This window comes from Malaciobacter halophilus, assembly GCF_002837275.1.
GTDB lineage: Bacteria > Campylobacterota > Campylobacteria > Campylobacterales > Arcobacteraceae > Malaciobacter > Malaciobacter halophilus.
The window spans coordinates 1-21,847 of sequence record NZ_NXIF01000048.1 but is presented as its reverse complement, the minus strand read 5'-3'; the positions used below and the strand labels follow the sequence as shown (position 1 = coordinate 21,847).

At 27.2% G+C, this 21,847-nt stretch carries 21 protein-coding genes and 9 tRNA genes; 20 read left to right on the top strand and 10 right to left on the bottom strand.

The window, feature by feature from the left end; all coding sequences use genetic code 11:
* From CP960_RS11825 to tlyA, 7 genes are all read right to left on the bottom strand, one after another.
* Window positions 1–410, bottom strand: a 410-nt coding sequence (locus CP960_RS11825; protein WP_196778338.1) for a YhjD/YihY/BrkB family envelope integrity protein, incomplete at its 3' end; no start/stop codon positions are given.
* A 1-nt stretch (window position 411) separates the two neighbouring features.
* Window positions 412–1,800, bottom strand: a complete 1,389-nt coding sequence (locus CP960_RS11820; RefSeq protein WP_101185690.1) for an FAD-binding oxidoreductase — start codon at window positions 1,798–1,800, stop codon at window positions 412–414.
* Complete coding sequence (locus CP960_RS11815; protein WP_101185689.1) at window positions 1,800–2,885, bottom strand: plasminogen-binding N-terminal domain-containing protein; 1,086 nt, start codon at window positions 2,883–2,885, stop codon at window positions 1,800–1,802. Before CP960_RS11815 ends, CP960_RS11820 begins: the two co-directional genes overlap by 1 nt.
* A gap of 8 nt (window positions 2,886–2,893) precedes the next feature.
* A complete protein-coding gene (gene bcp / locus CP960_RS11810) occupies window positions 2,894–3,364 on the bottom strand; it encodes a thioredoxin-dependent thiol peroxidase (protein WP_101185688.1) in 471 nt (156 codons plus the stop codon).
* A 15-nt stretch (window positions 3,365–3,379) separates the two neighbouring features.
* On the bottom strand, window positions 3,380–4,087 hold the full coding sequence (gene cmoA, locus CP960_RS11805; protein WP_101185687.1) for a carboxy-S-adenosyl-L-methionine synthase CmoA: 708 nt from the start codon (window positions 4,085–4,087) through the stop codon (window positions 3,380–3,382).
* A 31-nt stretch (window positions 4,088–4,118) separates the two neighbouring features.
* Window positions 4,119–4,958, bottom strand: coding sequence for a bifunctional riboflavin kinase/FAD synthetase (locus tag CP960_RS11800; RefSeq protein ID WP_101185686.1), 840 nt, complete (start codon window positions 4,956–4,958; stop codon window positions 4,119–4,121).
* Window positions 4,927–5,634 (bottom strand): 23S rRNA (cytidine-2'-O)-methyltransferase TlyA, encoded by a 708-nt coding sequence (tlyA, locus tag CP960_RS11795; RefSeq protein ID WP_101185685.1) that lies wholly within the window; start codon window positions 5,632–5,634, stop codon window positions 4,927–4,929. The genes CP960_RS11800 and tlyA overlap by 32 nt, the downstream gene beginning before the upstream one ends.
* Before the next feature lie 102 nt (window positions 5,635–5,736).
* Between tlyA and CP960_RS11790 the strand changes: the two genes are divergently transcribed.
* Both CP960_RS11790 and CP960_RS11785 read left to right on the top strand, forming a co-directional pair.
* Window positions 5,737–6,309: a YigZ family protein gene (locus CP960_RS11790; protein ID WP_101185684.1), complete on the top strand. Its 573-nt coding sequence runs from the start codon at window positions 5,737–5,739 to the stop codon at window positions 6,307–6,309.
* Between the two features lie 53 nt (window positions 6,310–6,362).
* Window positions 6,363–7,754 carry a type II secretion system protein GspD gene (locus CP960_RS11785; protein ID WP_101185683.1) on the top strand — a complete coding sequence of 464 codons (1,392 nt, stop codon included), beginning with the start codon at window positions 6,363–6,365 and terminating at the stop codon, window positions 7,752–7,754.
* Window position 7,755: 1 nt separating this feature from the next.
* Here the strand turns inward: CP960_RS11785 and CP960_RS11780 are convergent, their stop codons facing one another.
* From CP960_RS11780 to murA, 3 genes are read right to left on the bottom strand one after another with little or no spacing between them, the layout of a single operon-like run.
* Complete coding sequence (locus CP960_RS11780) at window positions 7,756–8,376, bottom strand: HNH endonuclease (protein WP_101185682.1); 621 nt, start codon at window positions 8,374–8,376, stop codon at window positions 7,756–7,758.
* A complete protein-coding gene (locus CP960_RS11775; RefSeq protein ID WP_101185681.1) occupies window positions 8,377–9,462 on the bottom strand; it encodes an HdrB C-terminal domain-containing protein in 1,086 nt (361 codons plus the stop codon).
* A 12-nt stretch (window positions 9,463–9,474) separates the two neighbouring features.
* On the bottom strand, window positions 9,475–10,740 hold the full coding sequence (murA, locus tag CP960_RS11770; protein WP_101185680.1) for a UDP-N-acetylglucosamine 1-carboxyvinyltransferase: 1,266 nt from the start codon (window positions 10,738–10,740) through the stop codon (window positions 9,475–9,477).
* Between the two features lie 152 nt (window positions 10,741–10,892).
* Between murA and CP960_RS11765 the strand changes: the two genes are divergently transcribed.
* The 18 genes from CP960_RS11765 to CP960_RS11680 all read left to right on the top strand — a co-directional run bounded on the left by CP960_RS11765 (window position 10,893) and on the right by CP960_RS11680 (window position 21,708).
* On the top strand, window positions 10,893–11,777 hold the full coding sequence (locus tag CP960_RS11765) for a DMT family transporter (protein ID WP_101185679.1): 885 nt from the start codon (window positions 10,893–10,895) through the stop codon (window positions 11,775–11,777).
* A gap of 1 nt (window position 11,778) precedes the next feature.
* The gene (locus CP960_RS11760) at window positions 11,779–13,518 is read left to right on the top strand and encodes an FMN-binding glutamate synthase family protein (protein WP_101185678.1); all 1,740 of its coding nucleotides are present in this window, start codon (window positions 11,779–11,781) and stop codon (window positions 13,516–13,518) included.
* Window positions 13,508–13,885: a DUF6394 family protein gene (locus CP960_RS11755; protein ID WP_101185691.1), complete on the top strand. Its 378-nt coding sequence runs from the start codon at window positions 13,508–13,510 to the stop codon at window positions 13,883–13,885. The genes CP960_RS11760 and CP960_RS11755 overlap by 11 nt, the downstream gene beginning before the upstream one ends.
* An 8-nt stretch (window positions 13,886–13,893) precedes the next feature.
* Window positions 13,894–15,582 (top strand): potassium channel family protein, encoded by a 1,689-nt coding sequence (locus CP960_RS11750; protein ID WP_101185677.1) that lies wholly within the window; start codon window positions 13,894–13,896, stop codon window positions 15,580–15,582.
* Complete coding sequence (kdsA, locus tag CP960_RS11745; protein WP_101185676.1) at window positions 15,579–16,376, top strand: 3-deoxy-8-phosphooctulonate synthase; 798 nt, start codon at window positions 15,579–15,581, stop codon at window positions 16,374–16,376. Before CP960_RS11750 ends, kdsA begins: the two co-directional genes overlap by 4 nt.
* 102 nt (window positions 16,377–16,478) lie before the next feature.
* Window positions 16,479–16,949, top strand: coding sequence for a 6,7-dimethyl-8-ribityllumazine synthase (gene ribH, locus CP960_RS11740; protein ID WP_101185675.1), 471 nt, complete (start codon window positions 16,479–16,481; stop codon window positions 16,947–16,949).
* A complete protein-coding gene (gene nusB / locus CP960_RS11735; protein ID WP_101185674.1) occupies window positions 16,949–17,347 on the top strand; it encodes a transcription antitermination factor NusB in 399 nt (132 codons plus the stop codon). Before ribH ends, nusB begins: the two co-directional genes overlap by 1 nt.
* Window positions 17,347–18,045: an orotidine-5'-phosphate decarboxylase gene (gene pyrF / locus CP960_RS11730; RefSeq protein ID WP_101185673.1), complete on the top strand. Its 699-nt coding sequence runs from the start codon at window positions 17,347–17,349 to the stop codon at window positions 18,043–18,045. Before nusB ends, pyrF begins: the two co-directional genes overlap by 1 nt.
* Before the next feature lie 127 nt (window positions 18,046–18,172).
* A tRNA-Ser gene (locus CP960_RS11725) sits at window positions 18,173–18,263 on the top strand.
* A gap of 22 nt (window positions 18,264–18,285) precedes the next feature.
* Window positions 18,286–18,362 (top strand) — tRNA-Ile (locus tag CP960_RS11720).
* A gap of 3 nt (window positions 18,363–18,365) precedes the next feature.
* Window positions 18,366–18,442: transfer RNA gene (locus CP960_RS11715), tRNA-Gly, on the top strand.
* Window positions 18,443–18,489: 47 nt separating this feature from the next.
* Window positions 18,490–18,566: transfer RNA gene (locus tag CP960_RS11710), tRNA-Gly, on the top strand.
* A gap of 30 nt (window positions 18,567–18,596) precedes the next feature.
* Window positions 18,597–18,673, top strand: a tRNA-Gly gene (locus CP960_RS11705).
* 9 nt (window positions 18,674–18,682) lie between these two features.
* Window positions 18,683–18,759: transfer RNA gene (locus CP960_RS11700), tRNA-Met, on the top strand.
* Between the two features lie 32 nt (window positions 18,760–18,791).
* Window positions 18,792–18,868 (top strand) — tRNA-Met (locus tag CP960_RS11695).
* A 13-nt stretch (window positions 18,869–18,881) separates the two neighbouring features.
* A tRNA-Thr gene (locus CP960_RS11690) sits at window positions 18,882–18,958 on the top strand.
* Window positions 18,959–18,972: 14 nt separating this feature from the next.
* Window positions 18,973–19,047: transfer RNA gene (locus tag CP960_RS11685), tRNA-Gln, on the top strand.
* 66 nt (window positions 19,048–19,113) lie between these two features.
* Window positions 19,114–21,708: an ABC transporter substrate-binding protein gene (locus CP960_RS11680; RefSeq protein WP_162919092.1), complete on the top strand. Its 2,595-nt coding sequence runs from the start codon at window positions 19,114–19,116 to the stop codon at window positions 21,706–21,708.
* The last annotated feature ends 139 nt before the right edge of the window (window positions 21,709–21,847 follow it).

The following is a 21,847-nucleotide window of genomic DNA, read 5'->3' as shown; positions in this document are numbered from 1 at the left end:
AAATAAAATAGAAATAGTTTATATATAGGTCTTCTTTTTGCTTTATGAATTTTATTAATAATATATTCATAATCTTTAAAAAACATGATAAAAACAAAAAACATGTATACTATTCCGATATATCCAAGCTTTGTTGAATTTGAAATAAAATCTTTAAAAGCTGTCACAAAAACTTGTGAATGGGTAGGATTTAAAATATCAAATATATTAGAAATAAATATATCAAGATAACTTTGAAAGACTTCCATAGTTGAAATGATTGCAATTAATAATGCAATTATTGGTAAGATAGAGAATATTGTAAAAAAGCTAAGACTTGCAGCATAATATGTTGTATCATCATTAAAAAAAGAATCAAGTAGCTGTATAAAACTTTTATAGTATTGTGCTACAAGACTTTGCTTTTTCATTTTATAATCCCATTTTAAAAGGATTCAAAATATTATTTGGATCAAAAGCCTTTTTGATATTTCTAAATAGCTCTAATTCTGCATTATTAAACGCTATATTCATAAAAGGAGCTTTTGAAAGTCCGATACCATGCTCTCCACTAAGTGTTCCACCCATATCTACAACTAATTGAAAAATCTCTTCGATAGCTTTATGTCCATCTTCCATCTCTTTTTCATTTGTTTTATCTTTAACCATTACATTTACGTGAATATTTCCATCACCTGCATGACCAAAACAAGGAACATTAAATCCATATTTTTCACCAATTTTATATATTTCATCTAATGCTACTGGAAGTTTACTTCTTGGTACAGAAATATCTTCATTTAATTTTTTTGTACCATAAATCATTGTTGCAGGACTTGCATTTCTTCTTGCAAACCATAATGAATTTGAGTGTTCTTCATCCTTTGCAACTATAAAATCTACTGAACCATACTCAGCAAATGATTCTTTTAGTGTTTGAATTTGTGAATCAATCTCTGCTTGAGAACTTCCATCCACATCTCCAACTAAAATCCCACCAGCATTTTCAGGAAGCTCTACTTGAGGGAATTTTTGCTTTAATGCTTTAATTACTAAGGCATCCAAAAATTCCATTGCAACAGGATTTGCACCACTTGCAAGAGATTTAAATACTGCATTCATTGCTTTATTAACATCAGGGAAAACACCCATGTATGTTTGTTTGAATTTTGGTTTTGGAATAAGTTTTAAAGTGATTTCTGTAATAACTGCTAATGTTCCTTCACTTGCAATTAAAATACCTGCTGTATTGTATCCAGCAACATCTTTAATAGTTTTTTTACCAGCTGTTATAATTTCTCCATTTGGTAAAACTGCTCTTAAAGCAACTACATAGTCTTTTGTAATTCCATATTTTGCAGCTCTCATTCCTCCAGCATTTTCACTTACATTTCCACCTAAAGTTGAGTACTGTTCACTTGCAGGATCTGGAGGATAAAAAAGTCCAACTTCTTCAACTGCTTTTTGAAACTCCATATTTATAAGTCCAGGTTGAACAACACCTACCATGTTTTCCATGTCTATTTCAAGTAGTTTATTCATATGTCTTTCTAAACTTAAAATAATTCCACCATTTGAAGGAAGTGCTCCTCCTGTAAATCCTGAACCAGCACCTCTTGGAACAATTACTATTTTTTCTTCATTACAATATTTTAATATTTTTGAAATATCTTGTTCATCTTTAGGAAATACAACAGCATCTGGTTCAAATCTCTCTTTTGTGGCATCATAGCAATAAGCAATTAAATGAGCCTTATCAGCTTTTACATTTTCACTTCCTACGATACTTTCAAAATACTCTAAATGTTTTTTATCAATCATTACTTTAGTCCTAAAATTGATTTATAGTAATCATTATACATATCATTTTTTGTTACTATTTCATCTTTTTTCATTTCACCTTCAAGTAAAATCTCTTCTTCTGATCTTTCATCATCTCCAAATATATCTTTTAAGAAACTAAGTTCTGTTATGCTTTTTAAAATTCCATCAAAAGGAGCCTCTTCTATACCTTCAATTCTTGTGTAAAAAGGCATTTTTTCTGTATCTAAATAGTTGTAAGCTAAAGTGTAACTATCTAAAAGTGCAAAAGTTTTACTATCAACTACATAAGCTCTATTTTTGATAATAAAAAATATTGTTCCTAAATTTTGTTCAATTGCAAAATCTTGAATAGTAGTTTTTGAAGGTAAAGGTTCTCTAATTGTTTTTAATTTTGCAGCAAAAATATCAGAGTGTAAAAATGTGTTATATCTAAATTTTGCTCTAGCAACTTGAAATGCATCTTGTGATGGTGTAATTAAAAGTGATTTGTCATACATATAATTTAAGATTAATGTATCATTTTCTTGTACTTTTGTTTTTGATGTTGGTATTGCTTCTTGTTTTAAATCATTAAAAGCAATAAGTTTTATTTGTGAATTGTTTTGTGAAGTTTTTGTAACATAAGCATTTGAAATAATTAGTTTTTGTCCATCTTCATACTCTCTTACAATTATACCACTTTGTCCAACTCTTAAATTACCTATATTTATTGTAGCACTATTATTAGTAACATTTGTTATTTTAGTTTTCATCTGTTTAAAAGATAATGGTCTTTTGTTTTTAGTATTTAATGCCGCTTTATTATCTACTTTTATTATTTCATCAGTAGTTAAAACATATTGATAATTTAAGCCTTTATCTGAGCTTGTTATTTTAATATCTTTTAATTTCCAACCATTTTTTTTCATATCTATTAAAGATAATTCACCTTTACAAACTCCACCATCAAGTTTAGTTTTTTCTATTGTTGAAGGACTTGTCCAATCTTTTTTATAACAAATTGTAGTATCAGCACTAACGCTATTTGCAAATAGTATAGCACTTGATGCTAATAATAATTTAATTGAAGCTTTTTTCATCATTGTTTTCCTTATTTTGATTGTAATTGTTTTAATTTATCTTTTACTGCTTCAACATGACCTTTAACTCTTACTTTAGTCCATAAAGCTGCAATTTCACCTTCGGGGTTAATAATAAATGTTGTTCTTACTACTCCCATATACTCTTTACCCATGAATTTCTTAAGTTGCCATACACCAAAATCTTCACACATCTTTTTATCTTCATCTGATAAAAGAGTAATTGATAATTCTTTTTTTTCTATGAATTTTCTATGTTTTGCAGTGTCATCTGGACTTACACCTAAAATCACAGCATCTAAATCATCAAACTCTGGTTCACTAGCTGTAAAGTCACAAGCCTCAGTAGTACAACCTGGAGTTAAATCTTTTGGATAGAAGTATAAAACAATCCATTTTCCTTTTAAATCTCTTGAATGAATTTCAACATCATCTTGATTTTTTGCACAAAATTCAGGTGCTTTTGATCCAATTTCTAACATTTAAATCCTTTTTATTTATTTTATAGCTATAAATGTTGCAAAGTTTACCCATTTAAATAGTACTTCACAGTGAGAAAAACCTGCATCTAATATCATTTTTTTATTTTCATCATCGGTATATGGTATTAAAACATTTTCTAATGCTTCTCTTTTTTGTGCAATTTCATACTCACTATAACCTTGTTTTTTCTTAAAGTCATAGTATGTATCAATACACTGTTTATTTAAAACTTTATTTGAAGAAATAACTTTTTCACTAAATATAAAAATACCATCTTCTTTTAAAGAGTCATAAATTTTTTTGATTAATTTCTCTCTTTGTAAAGGTCTAATGAATTGTAGTGTGTAGTTTGATATAACTAATTTTGCATTATCATAAGAAGTATCAAGTAAATCTTCATTTCTAAGTTTTATATCAATACCAAATGCTTTACATTTTTTTGAAGCTCTAGAAAGCATTGCACTTGAGTTATCAATACCAATTAGGTTTAAATCAAAGTTTGATTGTTTACCTAGTTCAATAAGTGTTGAGGCTGTTGAACAACCAAGGTCATAAACAGTATCATCTTTTTGTAAGTAATTTAAAGCAAACTCAATAGTTAACTCTTGCATTTGCTTATAAAAAGGAATTGAACGACTTAACATATCATCAAATACTGATGCTACATCTTCATCAAATTCAAACTGTTTTTTTATCGATTTTTCAAATATTTTATCTACCATAAATATATTTTATCTAAATGAATATTAATTATTATTTATCAAAATACTTAAGTGATATATTTATATCTTCATTAATCTGATTTTTTAATTTTTCAAAGCTATTAAATTTTTCATTATCTCTTATTTTATCAATAAATATAATCTGTATTTTACCTATTGCATTATGAATATTTTTATTTAAAATATGAGTTTCAACAGCAAAACTTCCATCTGTTGTAACTCTATGACCAAGAAATGTTACTGAGTTAAAAATTTCATCTTTTATTATTGTTTTTGTTATGTAAACTCCTTCTTTAGGTAACAAAAACTCTTCAACTAAAAGATTAATTGTAGGTACAAAACTTTTTTTACCCAAGCCTTGACCTTTTATGACTTGACCTACTATTTTATACTCTTTACCTAAAAATTCATTTGCTTTTTTTATATCTCCTTGTTTTATAAAATCTCTAATAAATCTTGAATGTATAGCAAGTTTATTATTGCAAACTTCATCTACTACAACTACTTCACCATCAAAAAGATTTTTAAGTCCAGTTGTATTATATTTTCTATTTTTACCAAAACAAAAGTCAAAGCCAACTACGATTTTTTTTAAATTAGGAAACTCCTCTTTTAATAGTTTAATAAACTCTTCACCTTCTAAATGTTTGATATTATCAAGTACATAGTAGTAAACTGGTAGATTTGTGTACTCTTGTCTAAAACTTTTAGGAGTAAGATTTGAATATCCTGATTCAATTGCAACAATAGCTCCATTTTTATCTAATTGTTTAAATAGTTGTTGATGTGCAATATGCATACCATCAAAACCACCAATTGCAATTGATGTAATATCTTTTTTATTTACTAAAGTAGAATAACTCTTCTTCATTCCCATCTTTTCCTTGTATTTTACTATATGAACTATATTTTAAATTCCAATTTAAAAGTTTTGTATTATATAAAAATTTTTCTCTTGCTTTTAAAATGGCTTTTTTATCTTTTACAACACCTTTTTTATCTCTTTTTACTTCTCTTCCTACTTCAAATTGAGGTTTAAAAAGTATAATTATCTTATCATTTGATAATCTATTTATATCTTTTAATATATTTAAAATAGAGATAAATGAAACATCACAAGTTACTAGTTCAAATCTATTGTTAGGTTTAAATTCTCTAATGTCTGTATTTTCATAAAATATAATTCTTTTATCATTTCTTATCTTTTCATGAAGTTGATTTGAGCCAACATCAACACATGTTACACCTTTTACATAACTATTTAGTAAAATTTGTGTAAATCCTCCTGTACTACTTCCTATGTCTAAACTATTAAGATTTTTAATATTTATATTAATTTCATCAAGAAAGTATTTAAGTTTATAAGCAGCTCTACTTACGAAGAAATCATCTTCTAATATTTTAATATTTGATAACTCTTCTACAATATATGAAGGTTTTGTAACTATTTTATTGTTTACTTGAACTTTTTTTGCTTTTATTAGTTCACTTGCTTTATTTCTACTTTGAATATCAAAATTTTTTGTTAGGTATTGGTCTAATCTCATAAGCGAAATTATAGTATAAAAATATTCAAAAAATGGTTATTTATTCCTCCATAAGAGAAAAAATGTTTTAATAAAAAAAGAACTTAAAAAAAAGAGTTAAGATTGAAATATGTAAAAGAAGAGTTTTACGAAATTTTTGAAGAGAAAAAATCTAAGTTTATTGCACATCTTTTCCCTTCAAAAGATTTTGATGAAATAATGCAAAGATTAAAAAAAGAGCATCCAAAAGCAAGGCATCATGTCTATGCTTATAGATATTTAAATGAGTATGAGCAAATTGTTGAAAACAGTAGTGATGATGGAGAACCAAAAGGTACAAGTGGTAAACCTTCTTTAAATGTCTTAGCTGGTAATGAGCTTATTAATACAGCTGTAATTATAGTGAGATATTTTGGTGGAATAAAATTGGGTACAGGTGGTTTAGTAAGAGCATACTCAGATTCTGTAAATAAAGTAATAAACTCAAGTAAGCTTTATGAGTATGAAAAACTAGAGCTTTTACGATTAAAATGTGATTATAGTGATTTATCAAAATTGCAGTATGATATACAGCTTTTAGATTTACATATAACAAATAAAGAGTTTACAAGTGATGTTACTATATCTTTACAAGGAACTAAAGAAAAACTTGAGAGTTTAAAAAAACAAATCGGAAGAAATATTACAATATTATAAATATTAAGCTTTAAAAATATATAATTTTTAAAATTATTTTTTAAGGCTTTGTTATGCATAGAATTATATTAATAGTTTTAACTTTCACTTTAATAGTTTTTTCAAAAGAGATAAAAAAAGAAGTTAAATTTGAAAATCTTGATATAAATGAACTTATCAAAATTAGTTCAAAAGTTTTAAATAAAAATATATTAGTAAAGAGCCAAATAGAAGGTAAAGTTAACTATATTTCAAATAAACCAATAACAAAGCAAGAGTTTTTAAAAGTTTTAAAAACTTCTTTAGATTCCCTTGGGTATAAATTAATTAATAAAAACTCTTTTTATGAAATAGAACAAAAAAAAAGAGTTGTTGAATACAAAAAAAAGAGTAATAATCTTACAAAAGTAATTGCTTTAAAAAATATTGATGTAAAAAATTTAGATAAGATTTTAACTAACTATAAAAAAATAAATAATAATAAAAAACTTTTTATTTCTAGTGATATTGATTCTAATACAATTGTGTTAATTGGTAAAAAAGAGATAGTAAACTCTTTGGAAAAGTTAATAGAAAAGTTAGACAAAGATGAACCTCAAATCTTCTTAAAAGCAAAAATTGTAGAAGTTAATAATAATTTAATTAATAAAGTAGGTTTAAAATATGGATTACTATCTGGGAAGAGTTCAAATAGTGGTATTTTTACAATAGCATCAAATTTAAACTCTTATGAAGCAGTTGATTTTGATATTAGTAGTATTGGATTATCTATTCCTACTTTAAAATCATCTATTTCATTGGGTGCAACTTTATCTTTACTACATCAAAATTATGCACTTAAGATTGTTTCTGAACCTTCACTTTTATGTATTAACAATAAAAAAAGTTCAATTTATGTGGGTGAAACTATCTCTTTACAAACCTCTTCAACTACTACAAGTGGAGGTAATACTAGCTACTCATATGAGAGAAAAGATGTTGGATTAAAGCTTGAAGTGATTCCACGATTGATTAATAAAAATAATAAAGTAAGATTATATATTAATACTATTTTAGAAGGAGTGAAAAATAGTTCAACAAATAATCAACCAGATACAACTAAAAAGAGTGTTTCAACTTATGCTATTGTTTCAAATGGAGAGAGTATTGTTTTAGGAGGCTTAATAGAAAGAAGAGATGAAGATTTAAATGATAGTGTTCCTTTTTTATCTTCTATCCCTTTATTTGGTGGTTTATTTAAGCATGATAATAGTGTAAATAGGCAAAATAGTTTAATTATTGTTATAACACCTTATATCGTACCTAAAAATAAAGATATATCTTATATTAGAGAACAGTTATCAAAACTTGAATTATTAGAAGAGTTAATACTAAATAAAAGTATTAATACTAAAAATTTAAAAAATAGTAATAATTATGAAGAACTTCATAAAAAAAGAGTAAAACAGATACTTCAATTACAATAGTTTAATTAACTGTAACTTTTTTTAATAACTCATCTTCAATCCATGAGTTTTTGATATTTTTATTTTCTCTATTTGGGTTTAGTATTTTATTACAATCTACACATAAAGTAATAAGATTTTCAAAGTTATATCCACCTCCATTTTCAATGGGTTTTATAAATATAACATTTGCATCACTTGAAGTAATATTTACTCCGCATCTTTTACATTTTCCATTATCTCTTCTATATGTAAACTCTTTTCTTTTTGCCCAGTCATTAGGAAGTTTACCTTTAATTGGTTTACAATTTTGTTTATAAGTACTCCATAATAAATCATTATGAATAGATTTTTGTGTATGTAGTTCATACTCATAATTAATAAATTGAGAAACTAAATCTTCAATTATTAAAATTTGTCTTAGTTTCTCATCTTTTTTTGTGTTACTTTTATTTATAATTGAGTAATCAAACTTAATTTTAGGATAGTGTGTTTCTAAGAAATTTTTTACATTTTCTTCAAAAGTTTTAAAGTCACCTTTTCTAGTAAAAAAATTATATACCTTTTTTCTATATATATAAAGTGGAATTAAAATAGCAATTATTATGCTACCACTTATAATAAAATCTATATCAAGTACCATTTAAACTATCTCTGGATTAATATAGTGTTGTTTTAAACTATTTTTTGCTACTTCAATTTCACCACAAGCAAGAGCTTTAAGCTCATTTATGTGAAGTACTGGAATATTTACTTCTCTTCCTGCAACTTTATTTAATTCTTTTCTATTAAAATCAAATAAATAGAAATTATTTATTTCATCTACAACTAAAAAATCTGCACCTTTATCAAAAGCTTCTAATAATACACTTGAAGCTAATTTAAAAGTAAAATCTTTATTTATATGAAAACTATTTTTTGCTAAGTCTATATTTTGAGTATCAAGTGAAATATATTTTGAATCAAGTTTATTTAAATAGTTAATTGTTTTTTGCTTATTACCATAATAGCAAATAGAAAAATCTTTGAAACTATTTTCTATTACTTCACTATTAATTTCTTTAAAGTTTAAAGTTGTTTTTTTATTTATCTTAAAATTCTGTTTATCTTCACTCTTTTCTAAACTTAAAAGCGCACTTATTTTTCTTATTGTTTTTTCAATTTCTTCATCAAAATTAAAAACTCTAGTTGATAAGTCTGTATGATATTGTACTCCATATTCACAAGCTTTTAATGTGTTAAGTATAGCCTCTTTATTTTTAGGTTGTTTTTGTATTAAGTCATTTGCAAGAATTATTATTGCATCTCCTATATAATCTTTTTCAAAATTAAAACTATTAGAGGCATAATAGTATATTTTATATGTTTCATATTTTTCAATCTCTTCTTTTGTTAGAAACTCTTCTAATAAAGAGAGTTTTGCATAAAAATCATCTTCATTAATAATTAAATCATTCATGCATCTTCTAATACTTATTGGTTCTATTTTAAGCTCATTTCCAAAGTAATCAATAATTTTTGATAACTCCTCTTTACAACTAATATATTTATTATTTATGTTAACAATAAAAGATTCACTATTTTCATACTCAAACTTTTCTTGTTTATACATACTATTTAATAAATCTAAAAGAGTTTTTTCTTCTGTTAGTTTTAAAAAATATTTTTTATAATAAGGTAAATAATCTGATTTATAATCAAATCTAAATAAAGCTACTTCTATTTTCATTTTATGCCTTTATTACTCATTGTGTCTTTGTATATTAACACCAATTTTACTAAGTTTTCCTTCTAAATCTTCATATCCCCTATCAAGATGATAAATTCTATGAATATCAGTCTCTCCTTGTGCTACTAAAGCTGCTAAAACCAAAGCAGACGAAGCTCTTAAGTCTGTTGCCATTACATCAGTTCCATTTAGTTTTCCTGGTGTTCCATTTATAGTTGCAATATTGCCATTTAAATGAATATCAGCACCTAGTCTTAAAAGTTCACTAACATGCATAAATCTATTTTCAAAAAGTCTTTCATCAATAGTACTTGTTCCATTTGCTTGTGTTGCTAATGCCATAAATTGTGCTTGCATATCTGTTGGGAAACCTGGATATTCAGATGTAATAATATTTACAGGCTTAATCTCATCTGTTGGTAATATTGTAACTGAATCATGTGCTTGGATAATTTCAAAATTCATCTCTTCAAGTTTAGATATTATTGCTTCAAGATGTAAAGGAATTATATTGTTTATTTTAAGTTTTGAATTAGTAATTGCAGCTGCACACATATATGTTCCTGCTTCAATTCTATCTGGAATAATATCAAAATCTTTAAACTCTAAAAGTTTTCCATCACTTCCAATTATTGTAAGTTTTGAAGTTCCTACTCCTTGTATTTGTACTCCTGCATTTTGTAGAACTTCACACAATTGAACAATTTCAGGTTCTTTTGCTGCATTTATAATTGTTGTTGTTCCTGTGGCCAAACTTGCTGCCATTAAAATATTTTCTGTACCGCCTACTGTAACTTTATCAAATACAATTTTTGAACCTTTTAATCCATTGGCACAAGTTGCTTGAATATAACCACCTTTTATCTCTATTTTTGCACCCATTTGTTCTAAAGCTTTTAAATGTAAATCAACAGGTCTTTGTCCAATTGCACAGCCACCAGGAAGAGAAACTTCACAATGTCCAAATCTTGCAAGAAGTGGCCCTAAAACTAAAATAGAAGCTCTCATCGTTTTTACAATATCATAGGTTGCTTTTGTATTGTTAATTGTAGAAGTTTCAATAGAGATTTGATTCTTATTTTTTGTATAAGAGCTACCAAGTTTTTCCAAAAGCTTTAAAAGTGTATTTATATCAACTACATCAGGTAAGTTTCCGATATTTATTTTGTTTTTTGCTAAAATTGTTGATGCAAGTAGTGGAAGAGCAGCATTTTTAGCACCAGATATAGTAATCTGCCCATTTAATTTTTTATTACCAATAATCTTTAAGTATTTCATTATTATCCTAAGTATATATATTATTAATATCAATGAGTTTATATTCTATCAAATAAATGCTAAAAACATTAGTAGTTTTATTTAGCCTAAAACAATAATCTTGCTTTAAATATAAACACATTAGAATTTCGCTTTTAAAATTAGGATGTATTATGAAAGAAGATGTTTCATTAGGAATTAAGTATATGTTATTTGCTTCTTTAATGTTTGCTTTTATGGGAGCAAGTGCAAAAGAGTTAAGTGATTCAATTAGTTCAGTAGAAGTTGTGTTTTTTAGAAATCTATTTGGTGTTGTAATAATACTATTTTCAATTTATCGAAAACCTTTAGTGCAAGAAGGAGGAAGACCTTTACTTTTGATTTTTAGAGGTACAGCAGGTTTTATTGCCTTATTAATGTTTTTTTATAATATCTCAGTAATACCTTTAGCAGAAGCTATGACTTTTTCTAAAACTTCTACAATATTTACAGCAATTTTTGCATATATTTTTGTAAAAGAAAAATTAGGTTTTAAAGGATGGCTTGGTGTATTTGTAGGTTTTATTGGAATTATGTTTATAACAAAATTTGATGGTAGTAGTTTAGATAAAACAGATTGGCTAGGTATTTTATGTGGTGTTGGTGCAGCACTTGCATATACTTCAATTAGAGAGTTAAGAAAATATTATGATGGAAGAGCTATTGTTTTATCTTTTATGGGTATTGGTACACTAGGGCCTTTGATTTTAATGCTGATTTCAGAGTTTTATTCAAGTTCAACATATGATTTTATGTTAGCACAATTTGTTATGCCTAGTGGAAAAGATTGGTTTTTTATTATTTTATTGGGACTTTTTGCAACATATGCTCAAATTTATATGACAAAAGCTTATTCTTGTGCAAAAGCAGGTATTATTGGTACTATTTCTTATGCAAATATTGCATTTTCCATTATTTTAGGAATGTTTTTAGGTGATTCATTTCCTGACATTTGGATTATTTTAGGTATACTTTTGATAGTTGTTAGTGGATTTTTAGTTTCGTTAAAAAAGGATTAATATGAATGATGTTGTATTAATTATAGATATAATGATAGCGTTATTTATAATAGTTATAATAGCTTGGTATGTACATGATAAATATGTACAAAGAGATCATCAACTATTGGTAAATTATCCAATAATTGGTAGATTAAGATATGTTTTTGAAGAGTTTAGAGAGCCTTTTCGACAATATTTTGGTGATGAAAAGTTTTATGAGTCTAAAGATAAACTAGACTGGGTATATAAAGCAGCTAGAGATTTACCCAATTATGCATCTTTTTCTCCTTCTCAGCCTTTACCTAAACCAAAGTTTATGTTAAGACATGCAACTATTGTTTTAAATGAAGATGAGGTTGATACACATTTTGAAGTAGTTTTTGGCGAAAGAAGAAAGTATCCTTATCATGCAAAATCAATTATTGCAAGAAGTGCTATGAGTGATGGTTCTATTTCTCCTGAGGGTACAAGAGCTTTTGTAAGAGGTTCTTTTATGGGGAATTTCCCAATTAATTCAGGTGAGGGTGGTTTAACATCAAACTTTTTTGTTACTCATAGAAATTATAAGCCTGAATATATGACAGTTGTTCATGGAAATATACTACAAAGATATGCTAAAAAAATCGTTCAAAAACTTTTCAATGGTGCTATGGCCGCTGATGCATACAGAAGTTTAGTGTTTAAAAAAGACCCTGAAGCTGAGACATATGTTTTTGATTTAAAATCAGAGATTTTTCATAGACCAAATTGGGAAGCACCTTTAGAAAACTTCCCTAAAGAAGTTCCCCAAGACATGCCAGATATAATCTTACAATTAAGTTCAGGTTTATATGGTGCTAGGGATAAGCAAGGTAACTTTGATCCTAATAGATATCAAAAAACTATGAGATTTTGTAAAATGACTGAGTTAAAAATTGCTCAAGGTGCAAAACAAACAGGTGGAAAACTTATTGCAGAGAAAGTAAGTCCTGCAATTGCATATTATAGAAATGTAGAAGCACATAAAGATCTTTTTTCACCCAATAGATTTCCTTTTGCAAATAGTGTTGAAGAGTTATTTGATTTTGTTGGAAGATTGCAAAACTTATCTGAAAAGCCAGTTGGAATTAAGATTGTAATATCAGATATTGAAAATATTGAACCTTATGCAAAAGAGATTAAAAAAAGAGTAGATGAAGGCAATGATGCTTATCCAGATTTTATTTCAATAGATGGAGGTAGTGGTGGAAGTGCAACTGCACCAATTGAGATGATGGAGCGAATAGGTTTAAATGCAAGGGATTCTATATATTTAGTTGATAAAATTTTAAAAGACTATGAGGTTAGAGATAAAGTAAAATTAGTTGCAAGTGGTAAAGTATTAACTCCAGATGATTTGATTATTATAATGTCTTTAGGTGCAGATTTTGTACAAATTGCAAGAGGTTTTATGATGAGTGCAGGGTGTATTAGAGCAAGATATTGTTCTGGAACAAATGGACATGAATGTCCTGTTGGACTAGCAACTCAAAATAAAAGTAAGAGAAAAAAATATTTTGTTTACAAACATGCAAAATATGTAAGAGATTATCATAATAATTTATTAAAAGGTGTAAGAAGTTTATTGGCAGTAATGGGCTTAAAAAATGTAAATCAATTAAATAAGCATAGATTGATTTTTGTGGATAAAGATGCTAAGGTGCATGATAATATAGATAGTGTATTTAAAAGAAGACTTGATATTGGTAAAGACTTGGGGGATGAATTTCATGAATCTTGATAAAGTAATTGCTGGATTTTTTATTATATTAGCCATGACTATTAATTTTGGTTTTTTTTATGGAGATATGGACTCTTTAGAGATGCATAGCAAATATGAGCTTTTTGCTGCAATTATAATTAATATTATTGCAACTACATTAAAGTTAGGAGATAAAACTCAAATGGGTTCAGTATTATTAGCAACTTCTTTGGTTGCTGATATACAACTAATTGCAGCTGCAGTTATTTGGACAGTTGCAGAGTATGCTTATACAATTGACAGAGAAATTATAGGAATGATTATCTCTTTATCTGGTGGAGCATTACTTGCAAATATTACTTCAGTTACATTATATGTTGGTGAAACAATAAAATCTAAAAGATAGGTATAAAAGTGAAGAATAATTCTTTATTTATCATTCTTTACAGAATGAGAGTACCTTTTTTAGTAATTATTATAGCATATACAATAGCAATTACAGGTTTAGTTTTAATTGAAGGTAAGGATGCTAGTGGTAATCCTTACCATATGTCAATATTTGATGCTTTTTATTTTATTAGTTATACTGCAACTACAATAGGTTTTGGGGAAACTCCTTATGAGTTCACTTATTCTCAAAGAATTTGGGTTAGTTTTTCAATATATATTACTGTTATTGGATGGTTTTATGGTATTGGTTCATTAGTTAGACTTTTACAAGATAAACTTTTTTTACAAGAGATTGAAAAAAGTAGATTTAAAAGGCAAATAAGAAGATTAAAACAGAAATTTATTATAATCTTAGGCTATAATCAAATCACTAGTGAAATTATAAAAAGAGCCTTAGAACAGGATATTAGAACTGTAGTAATTGAAAAAAGTGAAGAAAGAGGAAATGATTTACTTTTAGAGAATTTTACTCCTACTGTTCCTTTATTAATTGCTGATGCACATAGTTCTGTTGCTTTGGAGCAAGCAGGTATTAAAAAGCATAATTGTAAAGGCTTAGTATCACTGTTTGAAGATGATTCTTTAAATCTTAGAATTGCACTTACCTCAAAACTGTTAAATAAGAATGTAAAATTAGCTATTAAATCTACTACTGAAAATCATACTGAAAACTTAAAAGATTTAGATGTTGAGATTGTTGCAAATCCATTTTTAATTATATCTAAAGAGATAAATATGGCATTAAATGCTCCAAATCTTTTAAAACTTGAAAAATGGCTTTTTAAAGTGGATACTTTAAACTCTTCTTTACCTATTTTCCCAAAGGGCAAATATATAATTTGTGGTTTTGGAAGAATGGGACAAAGCGTTTATGAAAGACTTAAAACTAATAATATTGAAGCTCATTTTATTGAGATAAAGAAAAAAGAAGTAGAGTTTAAAAAAAGTAAATTTACTCAATTAACTTATGCTGATGCAGATGATAAAGATACCTTATTAGAGATTGGTATAAAAGATGCTGTTGCAATAATTGCTGCTACAAATAATGACACTACAAATTTGTCAATTTTAGCAACTGCAAAAAAATTAAATCCTAATATTATGACAATTGTAAGAGAGAATGAAATGGAAGATTTTTCTATTTTTAAAAGTGCAAATATAGATCATATTTTTATGCCAGCTAAAATTTTGATAAATAAAACAACAAATGCATTAATAAATCCATTATCAGATATATTTATAAGACTTATCTCTGAAAAAGAAGAGATTTGGGCAGCTAAATTAGTAAGAAGACTTTTTGAAACAATAAATGAGAATCCTATTTTATTTGAATTAGAGTTAGATTTTGATTTTGCCCCTGAAATTGCAAGATATTTAAAAATAAAAAAAGAGTTAGAATTAAAAATATTTAGAGTATCATTACATAATAAAGAGCTTAATAATAATGTTGTTCCTTTACTTATACTAAGAGATGAAGAACAATTATTACTTCCATCGTGGGAAACAAAGTTAGAACTTAATGATAAAATACTTTTTGCTTGTGATGAACATGCTAAAAATGATATGGAATATATAGCTCAAAACATTTATGAATTTTATTATGCCTTAACAGGTAAAGAGAAACGAACAATTTTTAAAGGATTATTTAAATGATTATATTAACAGGACCATGTGTATTAGAAGATAGAGATACGGTAATGAGAATTGCAGAGAGTTTAAAACCTCTTAGTGAAGATAAAAGAGTAGATTTTTATTTTAAAGCATCTTTTGATAAGGCAAATAGAACAAGCATTAATTCTTATAGAGGCCCTGGATTAGATGAAGGTCTTAAAATATTTGAAGAGATAAAAAAAGAGTTTTCATACAAAGTAATAACAGATATTCATGAATCATATCAAGCCAAACCAGCTTCGCAAGTTATGGATATACTTCAAATTCCAGCGTTTTTATGTAGACAAACTGATTTATTAGTTGAGGCTGCAAAGACAAATTGTAAAATTAATATTAAAAAAGGTCAATTTTTAGCTGCTGATTCTATGAAACACCCTGTTCAAAAAGTTTTACAAACAAGAGGTGTTGAAGATATAAATTATGAAGTTTCAAAGCAAAATGGTGTTTGGTTATGTGAAAGAGGGAATAGCTTTGGTTATGGAGCATTAGTTGTAGATATGCGAAATCTTATTTTGATGAGAGAGTACGCTCCTGTAATTTTTGATGCAACTCATTCTGTTCAAATACCAAGTACAGGTGGTACAACAGGAGGAAATTCACAGTTTGTTCCTTATATGGCAAGAGCAGCTGCTAGTGTTGGTGTTGATGGTTTCTTTTTTGAAACACATATCAATCCAAGTATTGCAAAAAGTGATGGACCAAATATGTTACAAATAGATAAATTATATAAAACAGTGGATGAGATATTTGCTATTAAAGAGGCTTTAAATAATTAAAGCTTCATTACAATTAATTTTGTTTTAGTTATAATATCAAAATTTAAATTTTTTATAAGAAAATAATAAAATATAAAATTATTAGCTTAAATTGGAGTAAAAATGAATACAATAGAAGGTAAATTAAAATTAAATGGTAATGAAAGAGTTGCTATTATAAATGGAAGATTTAATCATATTATTACTGATAGATTAGTAGAAGGTGCAAGAGATGCCTTTATAAGACATGGTGGAAATGAAGATAATTTAGATTTATTATTAGTTCCAGGAGCATTTGAAATTCCATTTGCACTAGAAAAAGCATTAGCAACTGGTAAATATGATGCAGTTTGTTGTGTTGGTGCAGTAATCAGAGGTTCTACACCTCATTTTGATTATATTTCAGCAGAAGCTACTAAAGGTATTGCTAGTGTAACTTTACAATATGGTAAACCCGTATCAAATGGAGTTTTAACTACTGATACATTAGAACAAGCAATTGAAAGAGCTGGTTCAAAAGTAGGAAATAAAGGTGCAGAAGCGATGATTACAATCATTGAAATGTTAGATTTATATAATGAGTTAGGAAAATAATGGCAACAAGAACACAAGCAAGAGAGTCAGTAATTGGGTTACTTTATGCAGTTGATTTAGGTAATGATGGCATTATTAATTTTATTGATGAGATTTTAGAAGATAAAAAAATTAGAAATAAACAAAAAGTTTTTGCACTAAATCTTTTTAATGGAGTAATCAATAATTTAGATGCTATTGATAAAGAGATAGAAGAACATTTAAATCAAGGAAATATTTCTGATTTAGGAAGTGTAGAAAAAGCAATATTAAGATTAGCAGTTTATGAAACTTTATTTGAAGAGTTAGATAAACCAATTATTATTAATGAAGCTATTGAATTATCTAAAAGATTAGCAAGTGATAATGCACCTAAGTTTATAAATGGTGTTTTAGATAAAGTAAAAAGGCAAAAATAGTGAAACTTTGTGTATCTTTAGATTTGCCTACTGCAAAACAGAATTTAGATTTAGTAAAAAAGATTCATAATGAATGCGTATCAAAAGAAGTTTGGCTTAAAGTAGGATTTAGAACTTATTTAAGAGATGGAAAATCTTTTTTAGAAGAGATTAAAAGTTTAAATGAAAATTTTAAGATATTTCTTGATTTAAAACTTTATGATATTCCAAATACAATGGCAGATGCAGCAGAAGATATTTCAAAGTTTGGAATAGTAGATATGTTTAATGTTCATGCAAGTGCTGGTAGAGTTGCTATGCAAACAGTAATGCAAAGAATTAAAGATATTCCAAATAGACCTATTGTTTTAGCTGTTACAGCACTAACATCATTTGATAATGATAATTTTAGGGCAGTATATAATGAAGATATTGATACTAAAGCAAGAAAATTTGCTATTGACTCTTTTGATTCAGGTATAGATGGTGTAGTTTGTTCTGCATATGAAAGTAAAGATATAAAATCAAGTACATCTGAAGATTTTATAACTTTATGTCCTGGGATTAGACCTTTTGGAGAAGATTCAGCAGATCAAAAAAGAGTTGCAGATATTAATTATGCAAAAGAAGAATTAGTTGATTTTATAGTTGTTGGTAGACCAATTTATAAAGCTGATGAACCCAATAAAGTTGTTTCAAAAATACTTAATTTAATTTAAAAATAGAAAAAACACTTGAATTTAAAAATAATTTTTTAAAATTGTTTTTTTTAAGTGTTTTTTAAGTCATTAACCATTATAATTCTCGTCCAGTTTTTGAGAAGAATATCAAAAGCTAAAAAGATATGGACAGATGGGTGAGCTGGCTGAAACCACTTCCCTGCTAAGGAAGCGTACTGGCAACGGTACCGAGGGTTCGAATCCCTCTCTGTCCGCCATTTTAAAATAGATAATGGAATAGGGTCATTAGCTCAGCTGGTTAGAGCACTCGGCTCATAACCGAGTGGTCGGAGGTTCGAGTCCTCCATGACCCACCACCTGCGGGAGTAGCTCAGTTGGCTAGAGCTTCTGCCTTCCAAGCAGATTGTCGCGAGTTCGAGTCTCGTCTCCCGCTCCATTATTTTATTTTAAGTTTTTAAAGATATAATTTCAACCGCATTTTAAGCGGGAGTAGCTCAGTTGGCTAGAGCTTCTGCCTTCCAAGCAGATTGTCGCGAGTTCGAGTCTCGTCTCCCGCTCCATTTGAAATTATATTTTGCACATTTAAGTGTGCGGGAGTAGCTCAGTTGGCTAGAGCTTCTGCCTTCCAAGCAGATTGTCGCGAGTTCGAGTCTCGTCTCCCGCTCCATTTTTATATCGCGGAATAGAGCAGCCAGGTAGCTCGTCGGGCTCATAACCCGAAGGTCGATGGTTCAAATCCATCTTCCGCAACCAATTAAATTAAACTAGTCAAAAATTAATAATATGTCAAGGTAGCTCAGCTGGCTAGAGCGCTGGTCTCATAAGCCGGAGGTCGAGAGTTCAAGTCTCTCTCTTGACACCACATAAAAGTAGATGCTGGTGTAGCTCAGTTGGCTAGAGCAGCTGATTTGTAATCAGCAGGTCGGGGGTTCAAGTCCCTTCACCAGCTCCATCTAACTTTTTTATTGGGGTATCGCCAAGTGGTAAGGCAACGGTTTTTGGTACCGTCATTCGCAGGTTCGAATCCTGCTATCCCATCCACTTTATATTAAGAAATCTTATCTAAAATTTGATATACTAATGCAACACCATTATAAGGTTTATAAGTTGCAAAAAATCTCCTATTTAATTTTATTATTATATTCATTAAATCTATTTGCTAAAGAACTAGAAAAAGTCTCTTTACAATTATCTTGGTTTAATCAGTTTCAATTTGCAGGTTACTATATAGCAAAAGAGAAAGGTTTTTATAAAGATGTTGGATTAGAAGTTGAAATAAGAAACTTTGACTTTGGTATAAATGTTCCAAATGAAGTAAATAATAAAAAAGCAACTTTTGGGGTAGGAAGAGAAACTCTTCTTTTAGATAGAAGTAATAAAAAGAACATTGTTGCACTTTATGCAATTTTTCAAGCTTCTCCTCTTATTTTACTCTCTTTAGATGATACTAATATTAACTCAATTAGTGATTTTAAAAATAAAAAAATTATGACAACTATTGATGATGCAGGGGAAGTATCTTTAAAAGCAATGATAAGTTCTCAAAATGTAGATTTTAAAAAACTTCATTTTTTAGAACACTCTCATAATATAATGGATTTGGTAAATAAAAATACAGATGTCATGTCCGCATATATATCTAAAACTCCATATGATTTGCAACAAATGGGTATTGGGTACAATGTATTTTATCCAAAAGATTATGGTTTTGATATGTATAGTGATTTTTTATTTACTAACGAAGATGAAATAAAAAATAATGAACAACGAGTAATTGATTTTAAAAATGCTTCTTTAAGAGGTTGGGAATATGCTTTTACACATATTCATGAAACTGCAAATTTGATTTTTAAGAAATATAATGAACAAAATATTCCTTTAGATGCACTAATTTATGAAGGTAAAGAGCTTAAAAAACTAGCTTATTATTCTAATTCAAATTTAGGTGATATAAAAAAAGAGAAAGTACAAAGAATTTTTGATTTGTATAATGTAATGGGGCTTGCAAAAAATAGTATTTTAATTGATGATTTTATATATAGTGATAATTATACACTATTTACAAAAGGTGAAAAAAATTATATTAAAAATAGAAGTGCCGTTAATATTTGTATTAATCCTAATTTGATTTCATTAAGGCATAAATCAAATGAAGAGTACACAGGAATTTTAAAAGATTTTTTAGAGTTGATAAATAAAAGTAGTGGTTTAAATTTTAATTTAGTAGATAAAAAAAGCTGGAAATCTACTTTAGAAGCTGTAAAATCTAAAGAGTGTGATATTATCTCAACAGCTGCAAAAGTTAAAGAGATTAAAAATAGTTTAAATTACACTAAAAGTTATATTGATATTCCTTTAGTAATTGCAACAAAAAAAGAGGTTTCTTTTATTGATAATGTATCTTCTTTAAAGGGCAAAAAAATTGGTGTTGTAAAGGATATTACATTTATAAAATTTCTAGAAAAATATTATCCTTATTTAAATATAGTAGAAGTAAATAGTGTTAGTGAAGGTTTAAAAAAAGTATCAACAAAAAAATTATTTGCACAAATTGATACTATAACAACTATATCTGATGAAATTCAAGAAAATTTTCTATCTGAACTTAAAATATCTGGAAAAATAAAGCAAAATCTTCCTTTATATTTTGCAGTAAGAAAAGATGATAATTTTTTATTGAATATATTAAATAAATCTATTGATTCTATTGATGATTTTGAAAAACAAAAAATTATAAATAAATGGATAAGTATAGAGTATAAAAAAGGTTTTGATTACTCTTTAGTTTGGAAGATATTACTTGTTTTTATTATAATATTTTCAATTTTACTTTATAGACAAAGATTATTAAATAAAGTAAACACAGTCTTAAAAGATAAAGTTGATGAAAAAACTAAAGAGTTAAAAAAATTGAATGAATCTTTAGAAAGAAGAGTAGAACAAGAGGTTCAAAACAATAGAGATAAAGATAGATTATTGTCTCAACAAGTTAAAATGGCTGCAATGGGTGAAATGTTAGAGAATATTGCACATCAATGGAGACAACCTTTATCTATTATATCTACAACATCTAGTGGTATAGTAATGCAAAAAAATGCAGGAATACTAAAAGATGATTTTTTAGTAAAATCAATGGATACAATAAATGATACTGCTCAATATTTATCTAAGACTATTGAAGATTTTAGAAATTTTTATGAGCCAAATAAAAATATTGTAGGTTTTAATATAAAAACTATATATACTAAAACATTAAATATTATCTCTTTTAAATATGAGAATTTGAATATTAAATTTTTTGAAAAAATAGAAGATGTAGATATGATTGGATTAGATAGTGAACTTATACAAGTTGTAATCAATCTTTTAAACAATTCAAAAGATGCTTTAGAAACAAACAATGATGAAATAGAAAGATTTATTTTTGTTGAGATTTTTTCAATAAAACAGAATTTAATAATTAAAATAAGAGATAATGCAGGTGGAGTAGATGAAGAAATCATTGATAGAATATTTGAGCCATACTTTACAACAAAACATAAAGCACAAGGAACAGGAATTGGTCTTTATATGAGTCAAGAAATAATATCAAAACATATGAATGGCGAGATCAATGTATGCAATAAAGAGTTTAAATATAATAATAAAAATTATAAAGGTGCACAATTTACTATAAAAATACCTTTAAAATTGCAAATATAGTAAAAATTCAAAAATTTAAGCTGTAGTTAAGGGTAAAGGGTTGACAAGATAGATAAATTTGTCTATAATTCCCGTCCAAATTCGCTGAGGCTAAAAAGAGAAGCAAGAGAGAGGATTTGAGTTCTTTAACAAAAGAAGT

What these genes read in the sequence shown, in the direction of transcription:
- CP960_RS11820 (WP_101185690.1), bottom strand. Translation starts at nt 1,800, where the DNA reads ATGATTGATAAAAAACATTTAGAGTATTTTGAAAGTATCGTAGGAAGT.
- CP960_RS11815 (WP_101185689.1), bottom strand. Translation starts at nt 2,885, where the DNA reads ATGATGAAAAAAGCTTCAATTAAATTATTATTAGCATCAAGTGCTATA.
- bcp (WP_101185688.1), bottom strand. Translation starts at nt 3,364, where the DNA reads ATGTTAGAAATTGGATCAAAAGCACCTGAATTTTGTGCAAAAAATCAA.
- cmoA (WP_101185687.1), bottom strand. Translation starts at nt 4,087, where the DNA reads ATGGTAGATAAAATATTTGAAAAATCGATAAAAAAACAGTTTGAATTT.
- CP960_RS11800 (WP_101185686.1), bottom strand. Translation starts at nt 4,958, where the DNA reads ATGAAGAAGAGTTATTCTACTTTAGTAAATAAAAAAGATATTACATCA.
- tlyA (WP_101185685.1), bottom strand. Translation starts at nt 5,634, where the DNA reads ATGAGATTAGACCAATACCTAACAAAAAATTTTGATATTCAAAGTAGA.
- CP960_RS11785 (WP_101185683.1), top strand. Translation starts at nt 6,363, where the DNA reads ATGCATAGAATTATATTAATAGTTTTAACTTTCACTTTAATAGTTTTT.
- CP960_RS11780 (WP_101185682.1), bottom strand. Translation starts at nt 8,376, where the DNA reads ATGGTACTTGATATAGATTTTATTATAAGTGGTAGCATAATAATTGCT.
- CP960_RS11775 (WP_101185681.1), bottom strand. Translation starts at nt 9,462, where the DNA reads ATGAAAATAGAAGTAGCTTTATTTAGATTTGATTATAAATCAGATTAT.
- murA (WP_101185680.1), bottom strand. Translation starts at nt 10,740, where the DNA reads ATGAAATACTTAAAGATTATTGGTAATAAAAAATTAAATGGGCAGATT.
- CP960_RS11765 (WP_101185679.1), top strand. Translation starts at nt 10,893, where the DNA reads ATGAAAGAAGATGTTTCATTAGGAATTAAGTATATGTTATTTGCTTCT.
- CP960_RS11760 (WP_101185678.1), top strand. Translation starts at nt 11,779, where the DNA reads ATGAATGATGTTGTATTAATTATAGATATAATGATAGCGTTATTTATA.
- CP960_RS11755 (WP_101185691.1), top strand. Translation starts at nt 13,508, where the DNA reads ATGAATCTTGATAAAGTAATTGCTGGATTTTTTATTATATTAGCCATG.
- kdsA (WP_101185676.1), top strand. Translation starts at nt 15,579, where the DNA reads ATGATTATATTAACAGGACCATGTGTATTAGAAGATAGAGATACGGTA.
- ribH (WP_101185675.1), top strand. Translation starts at nt 16,479, where the DNA reads ATGAATACAATAGAAGGTAAATTAAAATTAAATGGTAATGAAAGAGTT.
- nusB (WP_101185674.1), top strand. Translation starts at nt 16,949, where the DNA reads ATGGCAACAAGAACACAAGCAAGAGAGTCAGTAATTGGGTTACTTTAT.